Annotated in this window: 21 protein-coding genes; 5 read left to right on the top strand and 16 right to left on the bottom strand. The window is 66.2% G+C overall.

Translation table 11 applies throughout. The annotated features are described in order from the left end of the window. Window positions 1-301 precede the first annotated feature (301 nt). The 7 genes from rodA to GXY47_14015 form a co-directional block, all read right to left on the bottom strand. A complete protein-coding gene (rodA, locus tag GXY47_14045) occupies window positions 302-1,396 on the bottom strand; it encodes a rod shape-determining protein RodA (GenBank protein NLV32264.1) in 1,095 nt (364 codons plus the stop codon). After that, the gene (gene mrdA / locus GXY47_14040) at window positions 1,389-3,206 is read right to left on the bottom strand and encodes a penicillin-binding protein 2 (protein NLV32263.1); all 1,818 of its coding nucleotides are present in this window, start codon (window positions 3,204-3,206) and stop codon (window positions 1,389-1,391) included. Before mrdA ends, rodA begins: the two co-directional genes overlap by 8 nt. 7 nt (window positions 3,207-3,213) lie before the next feature. Continuing rightward, complete coding sequence (gene mreD, locus GXY47_14035; GenBank protein NLV32262.1) at window positions 3,214-3,702, bottom strand: rod shape-determining protein MreD; 489 nt, start codon at window positions 3,700-3,702, stop codon at window positions 3,214-3,216. Then, window positions 3,699-4,553 carry a rod shape-determining protein MreC gene (gene mreC / locus GXY47_14030; protein NLV32261.1) on the bottom strand — a complete coding sequence of 285 codons (855 nt, stop codon included), beginning with the start codon at window positions 4,551-4,553 and terminating at the stop codon, window positions 3,699-3,701. The genes mreD and mreC overlap by 4 nt, the downstream gene beginning before the upstream one ends. Further along, the gene (locus GXY47_14025; protein NLV32260.1) at window positions 4,543-5,568 is read right to left on the bottom strand and encodes a rod shape-determining protein; all 1,026 of its coding nucleotides are present in this window, start codon (window positions 5,566-5,568) and stop codon (window positions 4,543-4,545) included. The genes mreC and GXY47_14025 overlap by 11 nt, the downstream gene beginning before the upstream one ends. Before the next feature lie 5 nt (window positions 5,569-5,573). Then, window positions 5,574-6,854 carry a sensor domain-containing diguanylate cyclase gene (locus GXY47_14020; GenBank protein NLV32259.1) on the bottom strand — a complete coding sequence of 427 codons (1,281 nt, stop codon included), beginning with the start codon at window positions 6,852-6,854 and terminating at the stop codon, window positions 5,574-5,576. 82 nt (window positions 6,855-6,936) lie between these two features. Next, entirely contained in the window at window positions 6,937-7,695 is a 759-nt protein-coding gene (locus GXY47_14015; GenBank protein ID NLV32258.1) for a hypothetical protein, read from the bottom strand. A gap of 242 nt (window positions 7,696-7,937) precedes the next feature. Between GXY47_14015 and GXY47_14010 the strand changes: the two genes are divergently transcribed. Next, window positions 7,938-9,857 (top strand): hypothetical protein, encoded by a 1,920-nt coding sequence (locus tag GXY47_14010; protein ID NLV32257.1) that lies wholly within the window; start codon window positions 7,938-7,940, stop codon window positions 9,855-9,857. Here GXY47_14010 and GXY47_14005 read toward each other — a convergent pair. Genes GXY47_14005 through GXY47_13975 form a run of 7 tightly spaced genes read right to left on the bottom strand, consistent with a single transcriptional unit; the run spans window position 9,851 to window position 14,425 of the window. Then, window positions 9,851-10,627, bottom strand: a complete 777-nt coding sequence (locus GXY47_14005; GenBank protein ID NLV32256.1) for a type III pantothenate kinase — start codon at window positions 10,625-10,627, stop codon at window positions 9,851-9,853. The two genes, GXY47_14010 and GXY47_14005, sit on opposite strands and share 7 nt — an antisense overlap. Before the next feature lie 50 nt (window positions 10,628-10,677). Next, window positions 10,678-10,875 (bottom strand): hypothetical protein, encoded by a 198-nt coding sequence (locus tag GXY47_14000; protein NLV32255.1) that lies wholly within the window; start codon window positions 10,873-10,875, stop codon window positions 10,678-10,680. A gap of 48 nt (window positions 10,876-10,923) precedes the next feature. Next, on the bottom strand, window positions 10,924-11,748 hold the full coding sequence (gene mutM / locus GXY47_13995) for a bifunctional DNA-formamidopyrimidine glycosylase/DNA-(apurinic or apyrimidinic site) lyase (GenBank protein ID NLV32254.1): 825 nt from the start codon (window positions 11,746-11,748) through the stop codon (window positions 10,924-10,926). A 23-nt stretch (window positions 11,749-11,771) separates the two neighbouring features. Further along, the gene (locus GXY47_13990; GenBank protein ID NLV32253.1) at window positions 11,772-12,134 is read right to left on the bottom strand and encodes a zinc ribbon domain-containing protein; all 363 of its coding nucleotides are present in this window, start codon (window positions 12,132-12,134) and stop codon (window positions 11,772-11,774) included. A gap of 35 nt (window positions 12,135-12,169) precedes the next feature. Then, a complete protein-coding gene (moaC, locus tag GXY47_13985) occupies window positions 12,170-12,661 on the bottom strand; it encodes a cyclic pyranopterin monophosphate synthase MoaC (GenBank protein NLV32252.1) in 492 nt (163 codons plus the stop codon). 20 nt (window positions 12,662-12,681) lie between these two features. Continuing rightward, the gene (locus GXY47_13980) at window positions 12,682-13,902 is read right to left on the bottom strand and encodes a molybdopterin molybdotransferase MoeA (GenBank protein ID NLV32251.1); all 1,221 of its coding nucleotides are present in this window, start codon (window positions 13,900-13,902) and stop codon (window positions 12,682-12,684) included. A gap of 40 nt (window positions 13,903-13,942) precedes the next feature. Next, complete coding sequence (locus GXY47_13975; GenBank protein ID NLV32250.1) at window positions 13,943-14,425, bottom strand: adenosine monophosphate-protein transferase; 483 nt, start codon at window positions 14,423-14,425, stop codon at window positions 13,943-13,945. Between the two features lie 237 nt (window positions 14,426-14,662). On the opposite strand from GXY47_13975, the gene glmS reads away from it, so the two are divergent. From glmS to mscL, 4 genes are all read left to right on the top strand, one after another. After that, window positions 14,663-16,516 carry a glutamine--fructose-6-phosphate transaminase (isomerizing) gene (glmS, locus tag GXY47_13970; GenBank protein ID NLV32249.1) on the top strand — a complete coding sequence of 618 codons (1,854 nt, stop codon included), beginning with the start codon at window positions 14,663-14,665 and terminating at the stop codon, window positions 16,514-16,516. 145 nt (window positions 16,517-16,661) lie between these two features. Continuing rightward, a complete protein-coding gene (locus GXY47_13965) occupies window positions 16,662-18,317 on the top strand; it encodes an activator of (R)-2-hydroxyglutaryl-CoA dehydratase (protein ID NLV32248.1) in 1,656 nt (551 codons plus the stop codon). Between the two features lie 79 nt (window positions 18,318-18,396). Continuing rightward, a complete protein-coding gene (locus GXY47_13960; protein ID NLV32247.1) occupies window positions 18,397-21,732 on the top strand; it encodes a CoA activase in 3,336 nt (1,111 codons plus the stop codon). A 22-nt stretch (window positions 21,733-21,754) separates the two neighbouring features. Continuing rightward, the gene (gene mscL, locus GXY47_13955; GenBank protein ID NLV32246.1) at window positions 21,755-22,189 is read left to right on the top strand and encodes a large conductance mechanosensitive channel protein MscL; all 435 of its coding nucleotides are present in this window, start codon (window positions 21,755-21,757) and stop codon (window positions 22,187-22,189) included. A gap of 72 nt (window positions 22,190-22,261) precedes the next feature. Here mscL and GXY47_13950 read toward each other — a convergent pair whose 3' ends face one another. Further along, the gene (locus tag GXY47_13950) at window positions 22,262-22,684 is read right to left on the bottom strand and encodes a hypothetical protein (protein ID NLV32245.1); all 423 of its coding nucleotides are present in this window, start codon (window positions 22,682-22,684) and stop codon (window positions 22,262-22,264) included. Window positions 22,685-22,967: 283 nt separating this feature from the next. Beyond that, window positions 22,968-24,127, bottom strand: a 1,160-nt coding sequence (locus GXY47_13945; protein ID NLV32244.1) for an ABC-F family ATP-binding cassette domain-containing protein, incomplete at its 5' end; no start/stop codon positions are given.

Genomic DNA, 24,127 nt, shown 5'->3' with positions numbered 1-24,127 from the left:
CAGGGCCGGAGGGGATGCGCAAAGGCATCCGCCTTCGCACTCCCGTGACTAGCGACGCGTCCCGTTGCCGCTTCCAGGTTCCCGGATACAACCCGTTTCGTTGAGTTCCGCCCTCAGTATCGAGCAGCGACTGGTCATTCTTGTGATGGCCTCAAAAGGGCCGGATAACTGTTTTCAATATCCACTTATAATGGCTCAACCATTGGTATTCGATGGGCCCGGGCCTCCCGGGAGATACAATCCAACAGTCCATGGTAATTGGCGCACGCACCGAATGCAAGCAAACGTTCCGGCGGCGCCGTCAGTTGACATAGCGCCTCATCCGGATTCCCATGCACAGGCTCATGCCGACGAAGAACGAAATCAGGGAAGATCCGCCGGCGCTGACGAAGGGGAGCGGGATGCCCACGATCGGAAGCAGCCCGACGACCATCCCGATGTTGATGCTCATGTGAAACAGCAGGAGCGCCAGCACGCCGGACACGATCAGGGCGCCGACCCTGTCCTTGGCCTCCGAGGCGGTGCGGAACAGCCGAAAGGCGACAAGGAGGAAAAGGGCCAGGATGGCGATGCTGCCGACGAACCCCTTTTCCTCCGCGAGCACGGCGAAAACAAAATCGGTGAACCGCGCGGGCAGAAAGCCGAGGTGCCCCTGGGACCCCCCGCCGAACCCCTTGCCGAGCGCCCCCCCCGAGCCGACGGCGATCTGCGACTGGATCGTCTGGTAGCCGAAACGCTGGGGGTCGCCCGAGGGGTTGAACACCGTTTCGATGCGGTCCTTCTGGTAGTCCTTGAGGGCGAACCAGGTGAGGGGGGCGGCGACGGCGGCCGCGAGCACGAGCATCACGACGTGCTTCCGGCGTATCCCGGCGATCGCGGAGAGAGCCGCGTAGATGGGAACGAAGGTGACGGCGGTCCCCAAATCCCCCTGCAGCTTGACCAGGAGCGCCGGCACGAAAACGATCAGCCCGCCGATCAGCATTTCCCTCAGCCCCAGGTAATCCCCCTCCAGGCCGGAATAGTACCGGGCCAGGGCCACGATGACCACGATCTTGACCAGTTCCGACGGCTGGACCGACAGGACCCCCAGGTCGATCCAGCTCTTGTTCCCGTGGATGCTGAACCCGAAAATCAGGACCAGCCCCAGGACGGCCATGGCGGCCAGGTAGAGGATCACGATGAAATCGGAGAAAAGATGGTAATCGAAATAGAGGAGGGTGAAGAAGATCACGAGCGAGGCGGCGAGGTACATCACCTGCCGGCCGAAGTAGCTGTCCAGCCCGACGCTCCCCGTGGTGCTCCAGATGGCGACGATGCCGGCTCCCGAAAGGAGGAGCAGAGCCCCGAACAGGAGCCCGTCGAACCCGTGAAACAGCCGCTGATCCGATTCAGTCATGATCCGCCGCCCCCGACGACCGCCGGTTCTGGAAATAGGTTCGGAAGATCTCCCGGGCGACGGGGGCCGCCGCCCCTCCCCCGGAACCTCCATGCTCGATGAAGACGACTACGGCGATTTCGGGGTCGTCCCGGCGGCCGAACCCGGCAAACCAGGCGTGATCGTCCACCCCTTCCCCCAGCCGCTTCGCCGCGTCCTTCCCCACCACCTGAGCGGTTCCGGTCTTGCCGCAGATGTCCTCCCCCGGAACCTCGGCGTTGTGTCCCGTCCCCCAGGCGTTGACGCTTTCCCACATCCCCTGCCGTATTCTCCGGGAATGGGCCTCTGCGATCGGCAGGCGTTTCACCGGCCACCCCCCCTGGGGACTTTCGGCACCCCCTTCCGCGTGGAGGAGCAGATGGGGGGTGACCAGCCGGCCGGCGGTGACCAGGGCGCCGACGGCCCGGAGGAGCTGCACCGGGGTGGTGCTGACGGCCCCCTGTCCGATGGAGACCGAAATGGTCTCCCCCGGGTACCAGGGCTCCCCGCGCGCCTCGCGCTTCCATTCCGGGCTCGGCATGATGCCCCCCCGCTCCCCCGGCAGGTCGATGCCGCTCGGGGACCCCAGCCCCAGCTCGCGGGCAAAAGCGCTGATTCTCTCGATCCCCAGGTCCCGCCCCAGTTCGTAAAAGAAGATATTGCAGGATTTCGCGATCGCCTGCTCCAGGCGCACCGCGCCGTGGCCGCCCTGGTCCCAGCAGTGAAACACCCGTCCGTAATAGCGCGCGCCCCCCCGGCAGACTATGACCGGGTCCTTCTCCAGCACCCCCGCCCGGAAACCGGCGCCCGCCATGATCAGCTTGAAGATGGAGCCCGGCGAGTGGCTGTTCTGGATGGCCCGGTTCTGCATGGGGCGGTCGGGGTGCCGGACCAGCTCCGCCCAGTCGGACCCGGAGATGCGCCGCGAAAAAGCGTTCGGGTCGAAGGCTGGGGAGCTCGCCAGCGCCAGGATCTCCCCGTTGCGGGGATCCATGGCCGCGACCACCCCGACCTTGTCCCGCAGGGCCTCCTCCGCTGCGACCTGGAGCCGCAGGTCCAGCGTCAGCCGCAGTTCGCCGCCGATCATCGGTTCCGATTCGTCCAGGATTTCCACCTCGCGCCCGAGGCTGTCCACCAGCACCCGGCGGACCCCGTCCTTCCCCGCGAGCAGCCGGTTGTAAAACCGTTCCACCCCGCTGCGGCCCACGAGCTGTCCGGCAACGGCCCCCGGGAACCGGTCGCTCCTGAGCTCCTCTTCCGATATTTCCCCCAGGTACCCCAGCAGGTGGGCCGCCAGCGGGCCGTAGCGGTACTGCCTGCGCGGCTCGGGCCCCACCTTGATCTCCGGGTGGTCCCCCCGGTGCGCCTCGATGATGGAGATGTCCTCCATGCCGGCGTTTTCCTTGACGATGAAGGGCCGGTAGAGCCCCGTTCCCCTGTGCCGCTCGAACTGCTTCTCGATCTCCCCCGGGTCGATCCCCAGCTTCCGGGTCAGGAAGTGAACGGTCGCCTCGCGGTCCCTCATGTCTTCGCGGTACACGAGCACGTCGAAGGAGGGCCGGTTGTCCACCAGGGGGACGCCGTTGCGGTCGAGGATGTTCCCCCGCGGCGCCGTCAGGGCGATGCTGCGGACCCGGTTCCGCTCCGCCTTCAGGGCGTATTCGGACCCCTGGATGATCTGCAGCTGCCAGAGCCTCGCCCCGAGGACGAGAAAAATCAACAGCACCGGTATGCGGAACAGGTTCAGGCGTTGCTGTATCAGTTGTCGGTTGGATTCCTGCTCGAGTGCCAAATCTAGCTCAGTGCGCCTTATGCGTCTGAATTCGCCTGTAGCCGTCCATCGCCGCGAACATCACCACCCCCACGCCGGCGGTGATGACGGCCTGCAGAAGGCTGGCGCCGGGGAAGATCCCGCTCGAGGAGCGCTGCATGAACCAGAACAGCAGGTAGATGCTCGCGGAGTTGATGCACGAAGCGGCGGCGAAGATGGAGAACCTGACCCACGGCTGGTCCGCCGTGTTGAACCTTTTCCAGCACTGCCCGATGACGAAAGCGGCCAGGGTCCGCCCGAACCCGTTGTAGCCCAGCGGCCAGCCCAGGGCGGCGTCGAGCAGGATTCCGGTCAGCGATCCCACGAACAGGGCCTGCATCCGGCTGCGGTAGATGGCCCAGTAGGCGGCCAGCAGGAGCGACAGGTCGAGGAAGTTGAACAGGAAAAAGTTCTCCCCGGCGATCATCTGCGCGATGATGGCGAGAAATGAAGACAACGCCAGGAAGATGTATTTCATGGTATCCGGCTCGACGTTTCCGTGATCGGCGGGTCCAGGAGAACCGCCACCTCCTCGAGATGGATCAGGTCCACGAGAGGCTTCACCCTGATCGCCTGGAAGACCCCTTTCCCCTTCTCGACCTCGACCACCCGTCCGATCGTCATCCCCTTGGGCAGAATGCCGTCCAGTCCCGAACTCAGCACGACCTCCCCGACGGCGACCGGGTCCGTGTCGCCGATATATTTCAGCTCGAGCAGCGGGTCGCCGGTTCCGGCCAGGACCCCCGGGGTCCGGCTGTTTTCCAGCATCACGCCGATCGCGGCGCCGGGGTTGGTGATCAACTGGACCTGGGCCTGATCGGCCGACACCAGCAGGACCCTTCCGACGATCCCCTCCCCCGAAATGACCGGGGCGTCGACCCGGACACCGTGCCGCTTGCCCCGGTCGATGTAGACGAGGTTGGCGAGAAAGCTGGGGGCCCGGGCCGTCACACGGGCGCCCAGGGCGCGCCTCTCTATGGAATCGCTCAGCGTCAGGAGCCGCCTCAGCCGCTCGTTCTCCAGCCGGGACTGTTCGTAGGCGCCGTTGAGCAGCGAGAGACGCTGCACGGCCTCCCGGAGGGCCTCGTTCTCGGCCCGCGCGCCGACCAGCCAGAAATACCCGCGCCAGAAATCGCCGACCCCGCCGGTGATCCTGGCGAAGAGGGAAAGCACCGGGGCCTGGGCCGCCATCGTCCAGCTCTTGAACAGCAGGGTCCCGGAGGGAGTTTTTATCTGCAGCGACAGCAGGGCCAGCTGCAGGACCAGCAGCGGGATCAGCACCGCCGCCGACCGCTGTCCGTTCACCCTCGAAGGCAATTCACTGGACACAGATTCTCCGGAACAACTTCAGGTCCGTCAACATCTTGCTGGTCCCGAGAACGACCGACGAAAGGGGGTCCTCGGCCACGAAGACGGGAAGCCCCGTCTCCGCCCCCAGCCTCTTGTCAAAACGTTTCAGGAGCGCCCCGCCGCCGGTCAGCACGATCCCCCGGTCCATGATGTCGGCGGACAATTCGGGCGGCGTCCGCTCGAGGGCGACCTTGATGGCGTTGATCAGGATCGCGATGCTGTCGCTCAGGGCCTCCCGGATCTCCTCGTCGGAGATGGTGACCGTCTTCGGCACCCCCTCGATCAGGTTCCGCCCCTTGATCTCCATGGTCATCGGCCGCTCCAGCGGGGCGGCGGACCCGATCTGGATCTTGATCGCCTCCGCGGTGCGCTCCCCGATCAGCAGGTTGTGCTTCCGCTTGATGTACTGGATGATCGCCTCGTCGAGCTCGTTGCCGGCGACCCGCACCGACCGGCTGTAGACGATGCCGGAGAGCGAAATGACCGCGATATCGGTGGTGCCCCCGCCGATGTCGACGATCATGTTGCCGCACGCCTCCGTGATCGGCATGCCCGCGCCGATGGCGGCCACGATCGCCTGTTCCACCAGGTACACCTCGCTGGCCTTGGCGCGCAGGGCCGACTCCTGCACCGCGCGCTTTTCCACCTGGGTGATCTCCGAGGGGATGCCGATCACGATGCGGGGGCTCAGCAGGTGGTTGCGGCTGTGCGCCGCCTTGATGAAATACTTCAGCATGACCTCGGTGACGTCGAAATCGGCGATCACCCCGTCCTTCATCGGCTTGACCGCCACGATGTCGGCGGGGGTGCGCCCGAGCATCTCCTTGGCCGCGTGTCCCACGGCAAGCACCCGCTTGTTATTCCTGTCGAGGGCGACGATCGACGGCTCGTTGACCACGATCCCCCGCCCCTTCGCGTAAACGAGCGTGTTCGCGGTCCCGAGATCGATGGCCAGGTCACTGGAAAAAAAACCGAACAAAGTTCTTAAATTCATAGTTCCTATACGGCGACTTTGATACTGTTCCTGGAAAGTTCCTTGGCACGGTACATCGCGGCGTCCGCCTTCCTGATCAAACCCTCGGCCGTCAGCGTGTGCCTGGGGCAATTGGCCACCCCGAGGCTGACCGTGAGGCGGATGCTCAGGTTGCGGGCGGCGAACTCGTACCTCTCCACCCTCTTCCTGATGCGCTCGGCGACCGCCATGGCCCCGCCGAGCGGGGTCTCCGGAAGAACAATTACAAACTCATCCCCTCCATATCTTCCGACCACATCCGTCTCGCGGACACATTGCTTGAACACCTGCCCCATTTCCGCCAGGGCCCGACTTCCGACCAGATGTCCGAAAGTGTCGTTGATGCATTTGAATTCATCAATGTCTATAAACAGCAAAGATACTTTTTTCTTGTACCGGAGGCAACGTTTTACCTCGACTTCGAGGTATTTTTTGAGATATCGGTAGTTGTACAGCAGGGTCAAATCATCGGTGATCGTGAGCCGCTCGGAGAGCTCGAACCGGCCGAGCGTCCGGATGGCCACCGCGAGCGGGCCCGCCGCCATTTCGACCAGCGCCCGGTCCTCGGGGGCAAAGGCTCCGCCCGCCCTGCTCACCAGTTCGATCACCCCGACCTTTTCGCCGCGGCAGGCAAGGGGATGAAGGAGCACGGACCGGGCCGAGTCCCCCGGCGCACGGCCGTCGTCGAGACAGGGCGTTCCGCCCTCGAACACCCGTCGCACGGCGGACAACCGGTCGCCGGCTTCGGATTCCGGGGGGGTTCCGGCGCTCAGGACGCGCTCGAGCTCACCTCCCGATTCCGACGGCAGGTAGAGCGCCCCCTCCTGGGCCCCGATGCGGGTCTGGACCCGCTCCAGCAGCGGGCCCAGGGCGGATTTCCGCCCCGAAAGGCGGGCGCAGGCGTCCAGGGCGGAGACGAACGTGTCGAGAAAATCCCGGGTATCGTCCGCCCGGCGGGAGGCCGATTCCGCCTCGCGGCGGAAAGATCCCGCCGCCACCAGGCCGTCGAGCAGCGTCCGCACCAGGGCAGGCGGGGCGGGGACCCGGAGTTCCGTCTCCCCCGCCCCGGTCTTTACGGCGGCCTCCCCGGATGTGGACGCGGAGGTCCGGAAACCGACCGGTTCCGCCCCCGGAAAGGCATCCGCGAGGCGGCCCCGGAGCCCGGGGGCCCCGTCAACCGGGAAGAAGACCGCGACGTAATCGCTCCCGGGCCTCCACCCCTCGGCCAGGACCTCCTTCTCCTCGAAAAACTCCGCTTCCCACGGCATCCCGTCCGGGATGCCGCCCGCGACCAGTTCGGGGGCACGGTCCCTGTAGACGATTCCGATTCTGGACCTTTCGTCCATGTTATCAGTCCCCGGCACGGTAACGAAAATGGTGTTTGGCCGTCAGGGTGCTCGTGCGCCCCGCCAGGTTCGTCGCCCTTAAAACGATCTCGACGGTCTCCGCCGTCCTGGGGAAAGGGTTGGTGAAGTGCTTGAACGCACCATCCCCCTCGACCACGACCTTCTCGTCGTTGACGGTCAGCCGGCTCCCCGGTTCCACGTGCCCGACCAGTTCAAGGCTCCGTCCGAACGGGACGATCCGTTCCAGCCTCAGGGAGGGGATCAGCCCCCCCGCTTCCGCCCGGTCGAGCGACCGCCTCCCTCCCGGGGCCGCCTCTTCCCCCATCGCCTGCTCCGCCGGCCCGGGGGACGCCGTCATCCATATCTCCATCTCGTTGCTTCCCGTCGGCTGCACGGCGAAGATCGTCCCGGCCCGGATGGAGGCTACGGTCCCGTTGGGGTAGCGGATGCTGGCGCCGCCCCGGGCGCCGGTCCGGACCAGGTCCCCGTCGGCCAGTTTCCGGCCCACTCCGGCCGCCCGCCATTCGGAGTCTCCGGGTTCGAGGACCTGCACGGTTCCGGAGGCGGCCACGATCTCGCTGAATTCCGGGGGAGGAGCGTCGCCCCCGGACGCCGTCCCCTTCGGAGCCCGATGGAGACAGACCGCCGCGAGGACGGCCGCGGCCGCCAGGATCAGGACGCCCGGGATCAGGACATTGCGCACCCCGATGCCGCGCCGCCGCTTGCCGGGACCGGTCGCCGAATCACTCGAATTGTTCTTCATTTTCCGCCGTTTGCATGGGAGGCGGCGGGCATCCCTCCACCCCTCATCTACACGTATCCCTTCGCCCGCTCTCAATCCTCATCGGTCGGGGAGAGATGCCCTATTATATATTCGGCACGGAAAAAGAGAACCCTAAAAGGACGCGAACCGTCGGGGCCCGCTCCCCCCTTTCGCGATCCTGTTTTGTCCCGGTCTGTGCTATACTCCCCGTTTTCAGTCTCGAACGGAGGGGGTTTCTTCCCATGCTGGATCTGATGCGCCGCAAAAAGCGTCTAAAACTGGTTCTTTGGCTCGTCATCATCGCCCTGGCCCTGACCATGATGATCTTCTTCATCCCGGGGATGGACATGGGCGGTGTCGCCACCACTTCGTCCGTCGCCGAAGTCGACGGGCGCCCGATCCCGACCGGCAGTTTCGTCAACCTGTACCGCAGGACGGTCGACCGCATCAACGCGGGGGGAAGGAACCGGATGGACCGGAAGACCCTTCAATCGATGGGACTTCCCCAGCAGGTGCTCGAGGACCTGGTATCGGCCGAACTGATCGAGATCCTGGCCGAGCGCCTCGGGGTCCGCGTCACCCCGGAGGAGATCCGCCGCGCGGTGGAAACCCACCCCAATCTCCAGAACGGGGGGAAATTCATAGGGATTGAAAGCTACAAGGCCCTCCTGGCGCAAAACAACTATTCTGTCGCCGATTTCGAAAGCGACATGAGGCGCATGCGGCTTCTGGACAAGGTGCACGGGATCGTCACCAGTTCCCTCGACGTGGGGGAGCGCGAACTGCGCGAGGAGTTTTCCAGGTCCACGCTGAAGACCCAGGTGGACCTGGTCCTGCTCAGGAAGGAGGACTTCCGCAAACGTGTCCAGCCGACGGCGGCCGAACTCGAGACTCACTTCAACGCCCACAGCGACTCCTATCGCGTCGGAGAGAAGCGGCGCGCCCGCTACCTGCTGGTCCCGGCGGAGGCGCTCGCAGCGGGCATCACCGTGACCGACGAGGACGTCCTGCAGGAATGGAAACAGGTGCCCCACGAGGAAACGGCCGAGGCCGCCCACATCCTGCTCCTGGTCGAAGACCCGGCGGAGGAGGCCGCGGTCCGGCAGCGGGCGGAAGAGGTGCTCGAGCAGATCCGCGCGGGGGCGGATTTCGCCCGGATGGCGCGCGAACACTCCCAGGACACCGGGAGCGCCTCCAGGGGGGGATACCTGGGGCCCTTTCAACGGGGGCAGATGGTGCCCGAATTCGAGGCCGCCGCCTTTTCCCTCGAACCGGGAAAGGTCTCGGACCTGGTGAAAACCCAGTACGGGTTCCACATCATCAAGGTGCTGAAACGCGAAACGCCGACGCTGGAATCCAATCGCCCGCAACTCGCGATGGTCGCGCTGCAGAAAAAAGCCCTGGCGCTCGCCCGCCAGAAAGCGGAAGAAGCCGCGGCCCTGCTCCGGGGCGGCAAGAAACCGGACGAGGCGGCCCGGGAACTGGGCGCCGGCGCGGAAGTGCGCGAAACGGGCCTCTTCTCCCAGGAGGACAACCCGTTCGATTTCGGCATCTCGCAGGCGATGAGGGACGAAGTCTTCACCCTCAAGGAAGCGGGCGCGGTCGGCCAGGCGGTCGAGCACCCCCTCGGCTTCGCCGTCGCCACCCTGACCGGGATAGAGCCGGCCCGGGCGGGGCGATATGAGGAATTCCGGGACCGGGTCCGGAACGATTACGTCGACGCCCGGGCGGGGGAACTGCTGCAGGCCGAGGCGCAGAAGCTCGCGGAAGCGGCGCGTAAGCAGGGAAGCCTGCGCGAGGCGGCCCGCGCCGCCGGTTTCGGCGTCACGAAAAGCCCGGAGTTCACGGTTACGGGGACGGCGGACCCCGAAATCGGCGCCAACTCCCCGTTCAACAGGGCCGCTTTCGACCTGGAACCGGGAGCGGTCGGAACCCCCCAGGCGGTGGTCGACAACTTCGTGGTCTTCCAGGTCCTCTCCCGCTCGCAGTTCGACGAAGCCGCCTTCACGGAAGCGAAACCGGAGCTGAAGCAGAGAATGCTCGAGTCGCTTCGGGACCCGTATTTCCAGGAATATGTCGGCAGGCTCCGGGCGGAGCTTGAAAAGGCGGGCAAGCTCGAGATCTACAACGACATCCTCGAGCGGGCGGCCTTGAACTACTGATCCCGGCCGCGGTTGAGCTCGTAAAGGATCCGCAGGCCGTCGAGCGTGAGCCAGGGGGCGAGCACACCGACAACCTTTGTTTCGCGGGCGATGACGGGGGCCAACCCCCCCGTGGCGATGACCCTTGTGCCGGGTCCCAGTTCGGCCCGGAAGCGTGCAACCATCCCTTCCACGAGCCCGACGTACCCGAGGAGCAGCCCCGACTGGAGCGACTGCACCGTATTCCTCCCGATGGCGGAGGAAGGGGGCCGCAGTTCGACCCGCGCAAGCTTGGCCGCCCTCAGGGACAGGGCCTCGGCCGCGATCCCCATCCCCGGGGTGATGGCTCCCCCCAGGTAGTCCCCGTCCGCGCTGACGGCGTCGAAAGTGGTGGCGGTGCCCAGGTCGATGACGCACGCCGGCCCCCCGTAAAGGGCGAAGCCCGCCGCGACATCCACGATCCGGTCGGCGCCGATCTGTTCCGGGGCGTCGCACAGAATCCGGATGCCCGTCTTCACGGAGCTGTCCACGATCAGCGGCCGGCTGCGGAGGCATTCCCGGCTCACTTCCTCGAAAACCCCGGTCAGCGGCGGAACGACGCTTGCGATGGCCACCGACCGGACGTCGCCGGTTTCGATGCCCGCGCGGCGCACCATCTCCCGGAGGGAAGCGCCGTACTCGTCCGCCGTCCTCTCGCGCTCCGTGGCGAGGCGCCAGCGGGGCCCCGGAACGTCCCCTTCATACAGGCCGAGGGTGATATTGGTATTGCCGATATCGATCGCCAGAAACATGCTTTGGTCGCCGGTACGCATCCCCGCTTGCGCGGGGGCGTCCCGCCCCGTCATTCCGGCTTTTTCGCCGGTTTCCCGCTCGAGTCGAACCCCCCCAGCCCGCGGCAGTTCTGGCACAGGCCGCTTCCGTGCGGGTAGCAGGAAGTGCAGGTTTTCCCCTTCTGCAGAGCCAGCCGCCCCGTTCCATGGCACGCCCGGCACTGCCCCGTACCCTTGCAGTGCGCGCATATCCTGTAAGATTCCGCCATTGCCCGACCTCCCTATGCGCCCGCGCCGCCCCGGGACCCTCCCGGGACTCAGCGCTGGCATTGCTGACAGAAAAAGGTGCCCCGATTACCCTGGCTGATTCTCCGGATCGGCCTCCCGCATTCGACGCACTGCTTCCCCTCCCTCATGTAGACCGCGAGGTGATCCCGGTGCCCCCCCGCCTTCCCGTCCGCCCCCCTGAAATCGGAGAAGGTGGTCCCCCGCCGCCGGATCGCGTCCCGCAAGACCTTTTGAACGGCGGCCGCCAGGCGGCCGCTCTCCCTGCCGCTGAGGGTCGCGCACCTGCGCCCGGGGTGAATGCGGGCCTCGAAAAGTGCTTCGCAGGCGTAGATGTTTCCGATCCCGGCCAGCACCCCCTGGTCGAGGAGAAAGGATTTGATCTCGCGCCGGCTGCCGTGGAGCCTTCGGCCCAGCCACTCGCCCGTGAACCCCGGCTGCAGGGGATCCTTCCCCAGGGAGCGGATTTCGGGAATCGCCCGCGGCGACACCCCCTCGTACAGGGCCAGCAGCCCGAAACGGCGGGGGTCCCGGTACTCCAGCCCGTCCCCGTCGGAGAAGAGGATGGAGGCGTGCGTGTGCCTGCCCCCTTCCGCCCGGCCGGGTTCGTGATAAAGAAGCCGCCCGCTCATCCCCAGGTGAATCACCCAGAAAGCCTTCGGTTCGAGCGTCAGGACGAGGTACTTGCCGTATCTCCGCACGCGTCGGATCGTGCGCCCGACAAGCGCCGTCCCCAGGCCGGGGGACACCGGTTTCCTGAGCGGCAGCCCCGAAAGGCGGACCCCGGCAATCCGTTTCCCCTCGACCCTCCCGCGGAGTTGCCGGGCGATCGTTTCCACTTCAGGCATTTCGGGCATAAGATCGGGCACCGCTCCCGGCGCTACGGTTCGTCCGGGGAGGAATCCGGCCCCGCGTCCGCCCCGCCGGCGACCTCTTCCGCCGCCTGTTCGGCAAGCTCGTCGATCTCCCCGCCGTCGATGTCGTCCCCGAGTGCGCCCCCCATTTTCTTCATCCAGCGGGCCACGCTCCCGGGGTCGTTCTCGTCCAGGCCCGACAGGCTCGCCGGGTCGGCCAGCGATTCCAGCCTCTGCTCCTCCGACCTGGGGGAGGAGAAGCGGGAGAAGAGCCGCTCCAGGTCCCTCCCCCCGCAGAATCCGCACTCCGGTTCGAACGCCGAAGGCGTCATCACCAGGAAACTCATCCTCCGACGGCAGCTGCGGCAACGATATTCATAGATGGGCATGACGCACCCTCACACCGTATCTTCCGGCCGGCGGCTCAGGACTTCTTCCGCCGGTAGGGGCCGCTTTTTCCCCCGCTCTTCTCCAGCAGCCGGATCCTCTCGATCGTTGCCCCCTTTTCCACCGCCTTGACCATGTCGTAGAGGGTCAGCGCGGCGACGGAGGCGGCCGTCAGGGCCTCCATCTCGACCCCGGTCGAGCCGGCCGTGGAGACCGTGGCGAGAAAGCGCACCCCCTTCCCCCGCGCCGTGGCCTCCACATCCACGTGCGAAAGCAGGAGCGGGTGACACAGGGGGATGAGCTCGGGCGTCCGCTTGGCGGCCATGATGCCCGCAAGCCGGGCCGTTTCCAGGGCGTTCCCCTTGGGCAGCCTCCCCCCGGCGAGCAGGGACCGGGTCGAGGGGGAAAGGGTGATGAACGATTCCGCGACCGCACGGCGGACGGTGACGGGCTTGTCGGTGACATCCACCATGCGCGCTTTCCCCTCGTCATCCAGATGCGTCAGCCGCGCGTCCTTGTTCCTGGCCATGTCCCCTCCCCTGCAACCGGTTACCGTTGTCTGGCAAAAAAATCGGGCAATAGCATGATCTCGACCCTGTCCCCGCGCTGCAACCTGTCCAGGTGCTTCGGGAATATGTACGCGGCGTTGGCGCCGGTATAACCGACGATGTCGGCCGAGCTCTTCCACGGAAGCGGGTCCACCTTCCATTCCTCCCCTTCCCAGAAAACCCAGGCCGGGAGAAACGCGGTCCTTCCGGATACCTGTTTCACGTCCCCGAGCAGCGTCCCCTTCATTCTGGGGAGTTCCGGCTTCTTCATGCCGCACAACCGCCCGAGCGCCGGACGGACGAAACATTCGAAGGTGGTCAGGGCCGAAACCGGGTTGCCCGGGAGGCCGAAGATCAGCCGGTCCCCCTTGCGCGCGAACACCGTCGGCTTCCCGGGCTTGATCGACACCTTGCTGAAGAGGATCTCGAGCCCGAGGTCCCGGAAGACGTCGCGGACCAGGTCGTATTCCCCCATGGATACGCCGCCGGTCATAATCAGGATGTCCCGCTGGAGGCCGGCGGTGATCTTCCGCTCGAGGTCTTCCCTGGCGTCCAGGGCGATGCCGAGATAGTCGGAGGAGAACCCCAGAAGCTCCAGCTGCGCGGCAAGGCAGTAGGCGTTGGAATTGCGGATCTGGTCCGGCCGCGGCTCCCTGTCGATCTCCACCAGCTCGTCCCCGGTGGCCAGGATGGCCACCGTGGGCTTGCGGTAGACGCGGACGCGCGCATGCCCGAAACTGGCCATCACGGCGATCTCGGACGGGCCCACGCGGTGCCCCTTTCGGAGGACCGGGTCCCCGACCCGGGCCTCGCACCCCCGGGGGGCGATGTTATCCCCGCACCCCACCGGTTCGAGGATCTCGACCCGGCTCCTGTCGGCCGAACGGCGGCACTGCTCCACCACCACCACGGCGTCGGCCCCCGGGGGGACCGGGGCCCCCGTCATGATCGACACCGCGCTCCCCGCCTCGAGGCCCGCCGGCATCCCGCCGCCCGCGCGGCTCTCGCCGGCCACCGCGAGTTCCACCGGGGCAGGGCGCGTATCCTCCGCCCGCACCGCGTAACCGTCCATGGCGCACCGGTCGAAGGGGGGGATGTCCGAGGTGGCGAGAAGGTCTTCGGCCAGCACCCGGCCCAGGGACGACCGGAACTCCACCGTCTCCACCCCGGGCTCCGGCAGGTTGGCCAGCAAAATCCGCAACGCTTCTTCCACGCTGATCATACAATCTCCCGCCATCGGCGAAGGGAACAGGGGCCGGGCATCACCTCTTGTACCCGATCTTCCGGAGGAATTCCCTGCGGGCCGCCTCGTCCGATCCGGTCTCCACCCCCTGGGGCGGCAGGCCGTCGATGACGCCGACAATCCCCCGGCCCTGCTCGGTTTCCGCCACGATCACCTCGAGCGGGTTGGCCGTGGCGCAGAAAATATGACACACTTCGGGGCAATGTTTCACCGCATTCAGCACGCTGATGGGAAAAGCGCCCTCGAGGATCACGACGAAGGCGTGTCCGGCCCCGAGGGCTTCCGCGTTTTTCGCCGCGACCTCCCGCAGCCCGGCGTCGTTCCCCTCCACCCGGACGAGGCGGGGACCGGAAGCCTCGCAGAACGCGATCCCGAACCGGGCGCCGGGGCAGCCGGTGGCGAGGATCTCGTAGAGATCCTCGACCGTCTTGATGAAGTGGCTCTGCCCCACGATGATGTTGGCGTCGGCCGGGATCGTCAGTCGGACGCTGCCGAGTTCCATGGTTCCCTCCCGACCCGGGCCAGGCCCCGGGTCCTCATGCCGTTAAAGTCTCGGGCCGCACGTGGCCGATAGTATATTGCAGGAGCGCGGCGGTGGTTGTCCGGGGCCCGGACATCCTCTATAATCTCCGCACGGTCGGGCGCGCCCGGCGGGGATTGTAGCATACCTCCCACCGGCCTCCGGCAACTGTTTCTGGCCAGGCGCGGTGCCTGCATGCCTGAGGGCGAGGTTCAATCTATGTGCGGAATCGTCGGATATATCGGACCGAAGCCGGTCGTTGGCGTCCTCGTGGGGGGCCTGCGCAAACTGGAATACCGTGGCTACGACTCGGCCGGGCTGGCGGTGGTCAAAGGCCGGGAGGTCTCGGTGCGCCGCGCCCCCGGGAAGCTGTCCAACCTGGCGCGCTCCCTCGAGTCCGACCCGCTCGACGGGGAATACGGCATCGGACACACCCGCTGGGCCACCCACGGCCGGCCGACCGAGGACAACGCCCACCCGCACCGGGACTGCACGGGCAGGATCGCGGTCGTTCACAACGGCATCATCGAAAACTACCTGGAACTGAAGGCCCGGCTGGAGCGGGAGGGACACCGGTTCGTCACCGAGACCGACACGGAGGTCATCGCCCACCTCGTCGAATCGCTCCTCCCCGGAAGGAGCCTGCCCGGGGCGGTGCGGGAGGCGCTGGGGCGCCTGCGCGGGAGCTTCGCCCTCTGCCTCCTCTCCGCCGATTGCCCGGACACGCTGGTGGCCGCCCGCAGCGGCCCCCCCCTCATCGTGGGGATGGGGGAGGGGGAAAGGCTGGTCGCCTCCGACGTCCCCGCGATCCTCGAACATACGCGCAACATGTACTTCATGCGGGACGGGGAGATGGCGGTGCTCTCCCCCGGGGGGATATCGCTCGAAACCTTTGACGGGCAGGAGTTGCCGTTCGAGCCGCGCGAGGTTTCCTGGAGCCCCGCAATGGCCGAAAAGGGGGGGTTCCGGCACTTCATGCTCAAGGAAATCCACGAGCAGCCCCGCAGCCTCGAGGACACCGTGGCGGGGAGGGTGTCCCCGGAATCGGGGGAGGTTTTCCGGGATGAGGAGGGGATCTCCGGCCTGGCCCTCGGGGAAACGGAGAAGATCCACATCGTCGCCTGCGGGACCTCCTGGCACGCCGCCCTGGTGGGGAAGTTCCTGATCGAGGAGATGGCCCGCGTCCCGGTGGAGATCGACTACGGTTCCGAGTTCCGCTACCGGGACCCGCTGGTGGGGCCGAAATCGCTCGTCATCGCCATCAGCCAGTCGGGGGAGACGGCCGACACCCTCGCCGCCGTCCGGGAAGCCCGGTCCCGGGGCGCCCGGATCCTCTCCATCTGCAACGTCGTCGGCAGCATGCTCTCGCGGGAGAGCCACGGGACCCTCTACACCCGCAGCGGGCCCGAAATCGGGGTGGCCTCCACCAAGGCCTTCACCTGCCAGCTCGCCGTCCTGGTGCTCCTGGCGCTGCACCTGGGACGGCAGAGGGGCCGGCTCACGGCGGAGGCATCGATCGGGATGATCTCCGCCCTCCGGCAGGTGCCGCGCGCGGTGGAGGAGATCCTCGGCCAGGCCGACGCCTGCGCCCGGATCGCCCGGGACGTCTACCTGCACGACAACGCCCTCTACCTGGGAAGGGGGATCCACTACCCGATCGCGCTCGAGGGCGCCCTGAAGCTGAAAGAGATTTCGTATATCCATGCCGAGGGCTACCCGGCCGGGGAGATGAAGCACGGCCCGAACGCGCTGATCGACCACAACCTCCCGGTCGTCGCACTGGCGGCCCGGGAAGAGGGGGACCCCCGGTCCATGCTGCGCTACGAAAAGATGCGGAGCAACATCGAGGAGGTGCGCGCCCGGGACGGCATCATCATCGCCCTGGCCAGCACCGGAGACGCCGGCATCGAGGAGATCGCCCGGCACGTGATCCGGATCCCCGAGCTCCCCGATCCGCTCCTCCCCATCCTGATGGCCGTCCCGCTCCAGATGCTGGCCTACGAGATCGCCCTCCTGCGCGGGTGCGATGTGGACCAGCCGCGCAACCTGGCCAAGAGCGTCACGGTCGAATAACCCGAAAATAGAACATTCGCACCATCCAGCGGCCGCGCCACTAGAGCAAATCGACGAACACCTTGCAAGGGTAAGTTCGGGAATGTTATAAATTTAAACCCGACATTGGACGTACCGGGCGCCAGGACAGGATGACCTCATGGACATGATGCAGGAAGATTCTCCGAAAAGAAGGCATTACCACCGCCCTGCCGAAAGGCCTTTCACGGAAGAGGAAAGCTCCCGGGTGACGATCCTGGTCGGGGGGCTCACCCGGAAACACGAGGAGCTCATCCGCGCCGTTTTCCAGGGGGGCGGCTACAGGTGTGAACTCCTCCCGGTCCCGGACCAGGAAGCGTTTCACCTCGGGAAGGAATTCGGCAACAACGGCCAGTGCAGCCCGGCCTATTTCACCTCGGGGGCCCTGATCCAGTACCTGCGCGACCTGGAAGCCGGGGGGATGTCCCGGCGGGACATCGTCGACAACTACCTTTACTTCACCGCCGGGTCGTGCGGCCCCTGCCGCTTCGGCACCTACGCGGCCGAATACCGGCTGGCGCTGCAGAACGCCGGGTTCGATGGTTTTCGCGTCCTCCGCTTCCAGCAGGACGACGGCATCCGCCAGAGGATCTCCGCCCCGGGGCTGAAATACACCATCGATTTCGGACTCGGCATGCTGAAGGTGCTCTTCCTCGGGGACGTCCTCAACGACCTGACCCACAACATCCGCCCCTACGAGGCGATCCCGGGGGAAACCAACCGGGTCATGGCCCTCTGCATGGAGGACCTGTGCGACCACCTGCGCCGGTACAAGGCGCCCGATCTGGTCGAGCGGGTGCCGGGCTGGTTCGTCCCGACCCTGGAAAAAAGGGACCTGGTGCGCCACCTGCTGAGCTTCCTCTACAAGATGAACCGGCACCTGAAGGGGGAGGAATTCCAGGGGGTGCTCGAACGCTGCCGCAGGCGCATCGACTCCATCGAGGTCGACCGGACGCGCCAGAAACCGATCGTCAAGGTCATCGGGGAATTCTGGGCGCAGACCACCGAGGGGGGGGGCAACTACAGGATGTTCGAGTTTTTGGAGAAAGAGGGGGCCCATGTCCAGCCCGAAGCGATCGGGACCTGGCTCGCCTACCTGATGGCCCACGCACGCATGCAGATGGTCCCCCGCCGCGGGATGAACGCGGACTGCGAGGAACCGGCCCCCTGGGATCTCCGGCAGCGCCTCCGGAACGAACTCTCCTTCCAGAAGAAACGGGCGCTCCTCTCCTTCGGGGAACGCCTCTATGCCCGGCTCTACCACCGGGTCATCAAGTCCCTCGGCGGCATCGCCCACACCCTGGTCTCGCAGGAGAAGCTGGCCGAGCTGGCCAGTCCCTATTACCGGCCGCTGGCTCGCGGGGGGGAGGGTTATCTCGAGGTGGGGAAAAACATCTACTACCACTCGCAGAAGCTGTGCCACATGGTGCTGAGTCTCAAGCCCTTCGGCTGCCTCCCCTCCTCCCAGTCCGACGGGGTGCAGTCGGCCGTCGTCAGCGGGCACAAGGACATGATCTACCTCCCCATCGAGACCTCCGGCGAGGGGGAAACAAACGCATACAGCCGCGTGCAGATGGCGCTCGGCGAGGCCAAGGCGAAGGCCAAGGCGGAGTTTCAGCAGGCGCTCGAGAGCACCGGGAAACACCTCGACCAGATCCGCGCCTTCGTCGCCCAGCACCCCGAGTTGAGCTCCCCCATGTACCCGGTCCCGCACCGCAGGGGTACCGCCGGCGTGGCGGCCAACTTCGTGCTCCATGTCGGGGACCTGATGGCGGGGCGATGATGCAGCGCGCCGCCGGAAGGCCGGGCCCGGGGTCCGCCGTCGATACGAGTACACTTTTTGTTCGAGTCAGGCTTTGGATATGACCAGATTGATTGCCGGAATTGACGTGGGCTCCACCACGGTCAAGGCCGTGGTGGCCGATGCGGAGACCGACGAGATCCTGTGGAAGGACTACCGCAGGCACGAGACGCGCCAGCTCGACACCCTGCTCGATTTCCTGGAGCGCATGGAGCGGGAGACGGACTTCGGGCCCGGCAACGGCCGGGTGTTCCTCACCGGCAGCGGCGCATCGATCTTCACGGAGCTGATCGGGGCCAAGTTCGTCCAGGAGGTCCTGGCCGCCTCGCTGGCCGTGGAGCGGCGCTGCCCGGAGGCCTCCTCCTACGTGGAGATCGGCGGGCAGGACGCCAAGATCGTCATCATGCGCAGGGACCCCGGGGGCGGCCCCGTCAAGAAGTTCCCCTCGATGAACGACAAGTGCGCCGGGGGCACCGGGTCGGTCATCGACAAGATCAGCAAGAAGCTGGGGATCCCGCTCGAGGACCTGTCCCGGCTCCGCTACGACGGCCTCCGCCTGCACCCGGTGGCCGGCAAATGCGGCGTGTTCGCCGAAACCGACATCAACGGCCTGCAGAAACAGGGGATTCCGGCCGAGGAACTGATGGCCTCCCTGTTCGAAGCCTTCGTTGTCCAGAACCTGCAGGTGCTCGCGCGCGGCCACACGCTCCTGCCCCAGGTGGTGCTGCTGGGGGGGCCGAACGCCTTCATCCCGGGGATGCGGGAAGCGTGGGTGCATAACATCACCCTGATGTGGCGGGAACGCGGAGTGCGGATCCCCGAAGGCTCCCGGCCCGGGGACCTGATCCGGGCCCCTCAGGACGCCGAGTATTACGGGGCCCTGGGAGCCATCGAGTTCGGCAGGGACGAGGAGGCGGAAGTCGGGCATTACCTGGGATCCGGGAAGCTGCGGGACCTCCACGCCGAACGCTCGCGCGGGGAAGGCCGGAGCGGAACCGGGATCCCCGCCCTGGCCCGATCGGAGGAAGAGGTGGCCTCCTTCCTCGCGGCCTACGCGCCCCCCCCCTTCGTGCCGCCGAAGTTCTCCCCGGGCGATATCGCCCGGGGGTTCATCGGAATCGACGGCGGATCGACATCCACCAAGGCCGTCCTCCTCTCTCCCGGGGGGGAGGTCCTGGCGCGGGCCTACCAGCTCTCGAAGGGGAACCCCATCCAGGACACGGTCGAGATCCTCGAAAAGCTCCGCGGCCAGGTCGAGTCGCAGGGGGCCCGGATCGAGGTGCTGGGCGCCGCGACCACGGGGTACGCCAAGGACACGCTGCGCGACGTCATCCGCGCCGATGTGGCCCTGGTGGAGACGGTGGCGCACACCAAGTCGGCCCTCCACTACTACGACGTCCCGGACGTCATCGTGGACGTGGGCGGGCAGGACATCAAGCTCATGGTCCTGAAGGACGGACGCGTCAAGGATTTCAAGCTCAACACCCAGTGCTCGGCCGGGAACGGCTACTTCCTGCAGGCGATTTCCGAGGGATTCGGATACCGCGTGGAGCAGTTCGCCGAGGTCGCCTTCACCGCCCGCGAGATGCCCGTCTTCCCTTACGGCTGCGCCGTGTTCCTGCAGTCCGACATCGCCAGTTTCCAGGGGCAGGGGTGGAAACCGAACGAGATCCTCGCCGGGCTGGCGGCCGTGCTCCCCAAGAACGTCTGGCTCTACATCGCCAAGGTCCCCAACCTGGCCGAACTGGGCACGCGCTTCATCCTGCAGGGGGGGACGCAGAACAACCTGGCCGCGGTCAAGGCTCAGATCGATTTCATCCAGCAGCGTTTCCGCGGGACCGGGAAAACGCCCGAAATCACCGTCCACAAGCACGCGGGGGAGGCGGGCGCCATCGGCACCGCCTTCGAGGCCATGACGCTGTGGCGCCAGGGGCGCGCCACCACCTTCATCGGCCTGGACGCGGTGCGCAGGATCGAATACCGGACGACGGTCGGGGAGGAAACCCGCTGTCCTTTCTGCAAGAACCACTGCCTCCGGACCTTCATCGATATCGGGGGACAGGGGGAAGCGCCCCGCCGCCTCATCATCGCGCCATGCGAGAAGGGGGCGGCGGAAGACCTGGGGGCCATGAAGGCGATCCAGGCGGAGCTCGACGCGGCGCGCGACACCAACCCCAACCTCGTGGAATACGCGGGCCGGGAGGTATGGAAAATGCCCGCGAGCGGGCAAGCGAGGCCCGTCCCCGCCTGGAACCTCCGCCGGAAATCGGTCATGGAGCGCCGCGGGCGCTTCCGCGTCGGGATCCCGCGCGTGCTCGGGATGTACGCCTACGCCCCGCTCTTCAGCGCTTATTTCGGGTCCCTGGGAGTCGCGGCCGAAAACATCGTCTATTCCGATGTCACCAGCGAGGAGATGTTCCGTGCGGGTTCCAAGCGGGGGTCGATCGACCCGTGCTACCCCTCGAAACTCGGCCTGGCCCACGTCCACAACCTCCTCTTCGAGAAACACCGGAAAAAGGCGCTCGACTGCATTTTCTTCCCGATGCTCGACATCCTGCGCACCCCTTTGAGCATTCGCGCCGCCAACGCCTGTCCGACGACGGCCCTCACCCCCGAGGTCGTGAGGGCGGCCTTCACCAAGGAAACGGACCTCTTCGCCGAGAACGGCCTCCGCTATATCAACCCCCTGCTGGACATGGCGAAACCCCAGCTCCTGGCGCGCCAGCTCTACGCGGAACTGCACCCCCTCCTCGGCCTCGCCAGGAAGGAAAACCTGGAGGCCGTCTACGCGGGCTACGCGGCCCTGGAGGAGTACGAGGCGAACCTGCAGCGCCGGGCCCGGGATATCATCGACCGCCTGGAAAAGGAGGGGCGGATCGGCATCGTCCTGCTGGGGAGGCCGTACCATCACGACCCGGGGATCCACCACGGAATCCCCGAAGAGCTGCAGAGGCGGGGGTACCCGGTTCTTTCGCAGTCGACCCTCCCCATGGACGGGGACCTGCTCGATCGCCTGTTCGGGGACGAGGTGGCCGCGGGCGTCATCGAGCACCCCCTGGACATCTCCGACGTCTGGAAACACTCCTACTCAGCCAACAGCGCCCACAAGGTCTGGGCGGCCAAGTTCACCGCCCGTCACCCCAACCTGATCGCGGTGGAGATGTCGAATTTTAAGTGCGGTCACGACGCCCCGATCTATGCTACCATCGAGCGCATAATCGAGATGTCGGGAACGCCCTTTTTCGCGTTCAAGGATATCGATGAGAACAGGCCGACGGGGTCGATCCGGCTCCGGGTCGAGACCATCGATTATTTCCTCAAGCGCTACGGGAAGGAGCTCGAGGGGGAAACCTCCGCCGGGGAAATCGAACGGGAGGCCGTTCTCGAAATGCGGTGAACTCAAAACCCTGGAGAGGCACATGTTCAAGGAATTCAAAGAATTCGCGATGAAGGGCAACGTGCTGGACATGGCGGTGGGCATCGTCATCGGCGCCGCCTTCGGCAAGATCGTCACCTCTTTCGTATCCGATGTCCTGATGCCTCCTATCGGCGTCCTGATGGGAGGCATGGATTTCGGCAACCTGTTCCTCACCCTCTCCGGCGGCGAATTCGCGAGTCTCGCCGCGGCCAAGGAGGCTGGGGCCGCCACGCTGAACTACGGAGTGTTCCTGAACACCGTCATCGATTTCCTGATCGTGGCGTTCGCCATATTCCTGCTCATCAAGCAGGTCAACCGGATGAAACGGAAGGAAGAGGCCGCGCCGGCGCCCGACACGAAGGAATGCCCCTTCTGCGCCTCCGCGATCGCGATCAAGGCCACGCGCTGCCCCAACTGCACCTCGCAACTCGGGTAGACCGCATCCCGTCAGGGGACGGCAAGGCCCCCGGGGCCGGCTCACGCCGGCCCCGTTCTTTTTGGGGGATCTCTATTTCTTGAAGAGGTCGAGGAACGCCTGGCGGTGGCTGTTCTCCACCCGCGGCGGGGGCGCCCCGCTCCCCTGCTTCTCGATGAGGACCTTCGGTTCGAAAAGGGGGCAGGAGTTGTTGGCGCTCTTGTTCGTCACCCGCGTCTCCACCGGCTTGATGCATTCGTTGCGCGCCGAGGGGTCGAAATTCAGGCAGTTGCGGCAGGTGTGAAGATCGGTGCCGCAGCTCTTGCAGGTATCGGTGGTCTGGATCTTTTCCGCCACCTGGATCTCCGCCGCGCAGTTGTTGCACCGGGTGACCAGGTGGAACTTCGTCTCGATTCTCGCCCCGGCCCCCCTGGGCCCCCTGGGGTGCGGAGGCAGCTTGGGCCGCCTCTCCCGGTCCGAATCCATGTACCCGGATTGACGATATTTTCTGGACATTCATCTCCTCAACAGTCCGGCGGGAAGATTTCCGCCCGGCACAAACCGCATGATTTTCAGGTCCCGCTTTTGGGGGAGAACCGATCTCTGAATCTTGGGCCGCTCCAGGCAAGGGCTGGTGCGACAGGACTCATGGGCTCCAAAATAGGCCCCGCCTGAAGGCGGCCTCCGAATCCTCATTCGAAGTATTGCACTACGATTGGTTGGATAATCTTCCAAGGCCAGCGAACATACAGGTTACCACACGCGGGGCCCGAGGTCGACAATTTTCGATTCCCCGGGATCAGGCCCCGGAGGATTGCATGGCCTCCAGGTCGGCGTGCAGCCGCTCCCAATCCGACATCGAAATCGCCAGCGCCGCCTGCAGCTGGTTGTGCTCCTCCATGGTCGCGCGGAAGAGCTGGTGGTCCCGGTAGAGTTCCTCCGAGGCCAGCATCCGGCCCAGAACGGCGATCCGGGTCTCGTCGAGCTCGATCTTCCCCTCCAGGGCCTTGATCTCCTCCCTGATCTTCCGGATCCTGATCGGGTTCACCTTCTTCTTCCGCCCCTCGCCCGCGGCCGGGGTTTCGCGCGCCGGTGCGGAAACGGCCGGCGGGGGAGGCGCTTCCGCCGCGCGGAGCTCCGCTTCCTTCTTCCGCACGTAGTCTTCGTAGTTGCCCAGGTAGGCCACGGCCGTCCCGTCGCCGATCTCCAGGACCCTGTTGGCCAGCCCGTCGAGAAAGTAGCGGTCGTGGCTGACGAACACGATCGTCCCGCCGTAATCCCTGAGCGAGTCCATCAGGATGTCCTTCGACCGGATATCCAGGTGGTTGGTCGGCTCGTCGAGCAGCAGGCAGTTCGCCGGCGACAGGAGGAGCTTGCACAGCACCAGCCGGCTCCGCTCCCCGCCGCTCAGGACCGACACCGGCTTTTCGATCGAGTCCCCTGAAAAGAGGAAGCACCCGAGCAGCGTCCGCAGCTCGGGCACGATGTGGTTGGGCGCCACGGCGTAGACCTCGTCCCAGACGGTCTTGGTCGAGGAGAGGAGGTCGTCCTGGTCCTGGGAAAAATAGGACACGATGACGTTGTGCCCCTCCCTGCGCTCCCCCGCGGAGAGCGGCAGGCGCCCGGCCAGGATCTTCATCAAGGTCGACTTGCCCGCCCCGTTGGGCCCCACGAGGGCGACCCGGTCCCCCTTTTCCAGGATGAAGTCGAGGTCTCGGAAAACCGGCTCGCCGCCGTACCCCGCCGAGACCCGCGCGAGCTCGAGGACGTTGCGCCCGGTGCGCGGCCCCTCGGGGAACCGGAGCCGGATCGGCCGGGTGTCCGGGGGGATCTCGATCCGCTCCATCCGCTCGAGCTCCTTCAGCCGGCTCTGCACCTGCGCCGCCTTGGTCGCCTTGTAGCGGAACTTGTCGGCGAAGGCCTTGATGCGGGCGATCTCCCGCTGCTGCGCCTCGTATT

The sequence above is a fragment of the Acidobacteriota bacterium genome, assembly GCA_012729555.1.
Taxonomy (GTDB): domain Bacteria; phylum Acidobacteriota; class UBA6911; order UBA6911; family UBA6911; genus UBA6911.
Note: the sequence above shows the minus strand (reverse complement) of the source record. Positions and strands in the feature narration are given on the sequence as shown.

Bases quoted from the DNA above. Each gene is read 5' to 3' on its own strand.
- GXY47_13950 (NLV32245.1), bottom strand. From the start codon at position 22,684: ATGTCCAGAAAATATCGTCAATCCGGGTACATGGATTCGGACCGGGAG.
- GXY47_13975 (NLV32250.1), bottom strand. From the start codon at position 14,425: ATGGAACTCGGCAGCGTCCGACTGACGATCCCGGCCGACGCCAACATC.
- rodA (NLV32264.1), bottom strand. From the start codon at position 1,396: ATGACTGAATCGGATCAGCGGCTGTTTCACGGGTTCGACGGGCTCCTG.
- GXY47_14015 (NLV32258.1), bottom strand. From the start codon at position 7,695: ATGAAGAACAATTCGAGTGATTCGGCGACCGGTCCCGGCAAGCGGCGG.
- glmS (NLV32249.1), top strand. From the start codon at position 14,663: ATGTGCGGAATCGTCGGATATATCGGACCGAAGCCGGTCGTTGGCGTC.
- mreD (NLV32262.1), bottom strand. From the start codon at position 3,702: ATGAAATACATCTTCCTGGCGTTGTCTTCATTTCTCGCCATCATCGCG.
- mutM (NLV32254.1), bottom strand. From the start codon at position 11,748: ATGCCCGAAATGCCTGAAGTGGAAACGATCGCCCGGCAACTCCGCGGG.
- GXY47_13990 (NLV32253.1), bottom strand. From the start codon at position 12,134: ATGCCCATCTATGAATATCGTTGCCGCAGCTGCCGTCGGAGGATGAGT.
- GXY47_14010 (NLV32257.1), top strand. From the start codon at position 7,938: ATGCTGGATCTGATGCGCCGCAAAAAGCGTCTAAAACTGGTTCTTTGG.
- GXY47_13960 (NLV32247.1), top strand. From the start codon at position 18,397: ATGACCAGATTGATTGCCGGAATTGACGTGGGCTCCACCACGGTCAAG.
- moaC (NLV32252.1), bottom strand. From the start codon at position 12,661: ATGGCCAGGAACAAGGACGCGCGGCTGACGCATCTGGATGACGAGGGG.
- GXY47_13980 (NLV32251.1), bottom strand. From the start codon at position 13,902: ATGATCAGCGTGGAAGAAGCGTTGCGGATTTTGCTGGCCAACCTGCCG.
- GXY47_14005 (NLV32256.1), bottom strand. From the start codon at position 10,627: ATGTTTCTGGCGATCGATATCGGCAATACCAATATCACCCTCGGCCTG.
- GXY47_14025 (NLV32260.1), bottom strand. From the start codon at position 5,568: ATGAATTTAAGAACTTTGTTCGGTTTTTTTTCCAGTGACCTGGCCATC.
- GXY47_14000 (NLV32255.1), bottom strand. From the start codon at position 10,875: ATGGCGGAATCTTACAGGATATGCGCGCACTGCAAGGGTACGGGGCAG.
- mscL (NLV32246.1), top strand. From the start codon at position 21,755: ATGTTCAAGGAATTCAAAGAATTCGCGATGAAGGGCAACGTGCTGGAC.
- GXY47_14020 (NLV32259.1), bottom strand. From the start codon at position 6,854: ATGCCGTGGGAAGCGGAGTTTTTCGAGGAGAAGGAGGTCCTGGCCGAG.
- GXY47_13965 (NLV32248.1), top strand. From the start codon at position 16,662: ATGATGCAGGAAGATTCTCCGAAAAGAAGGCATTACCACCGCCCTGCC.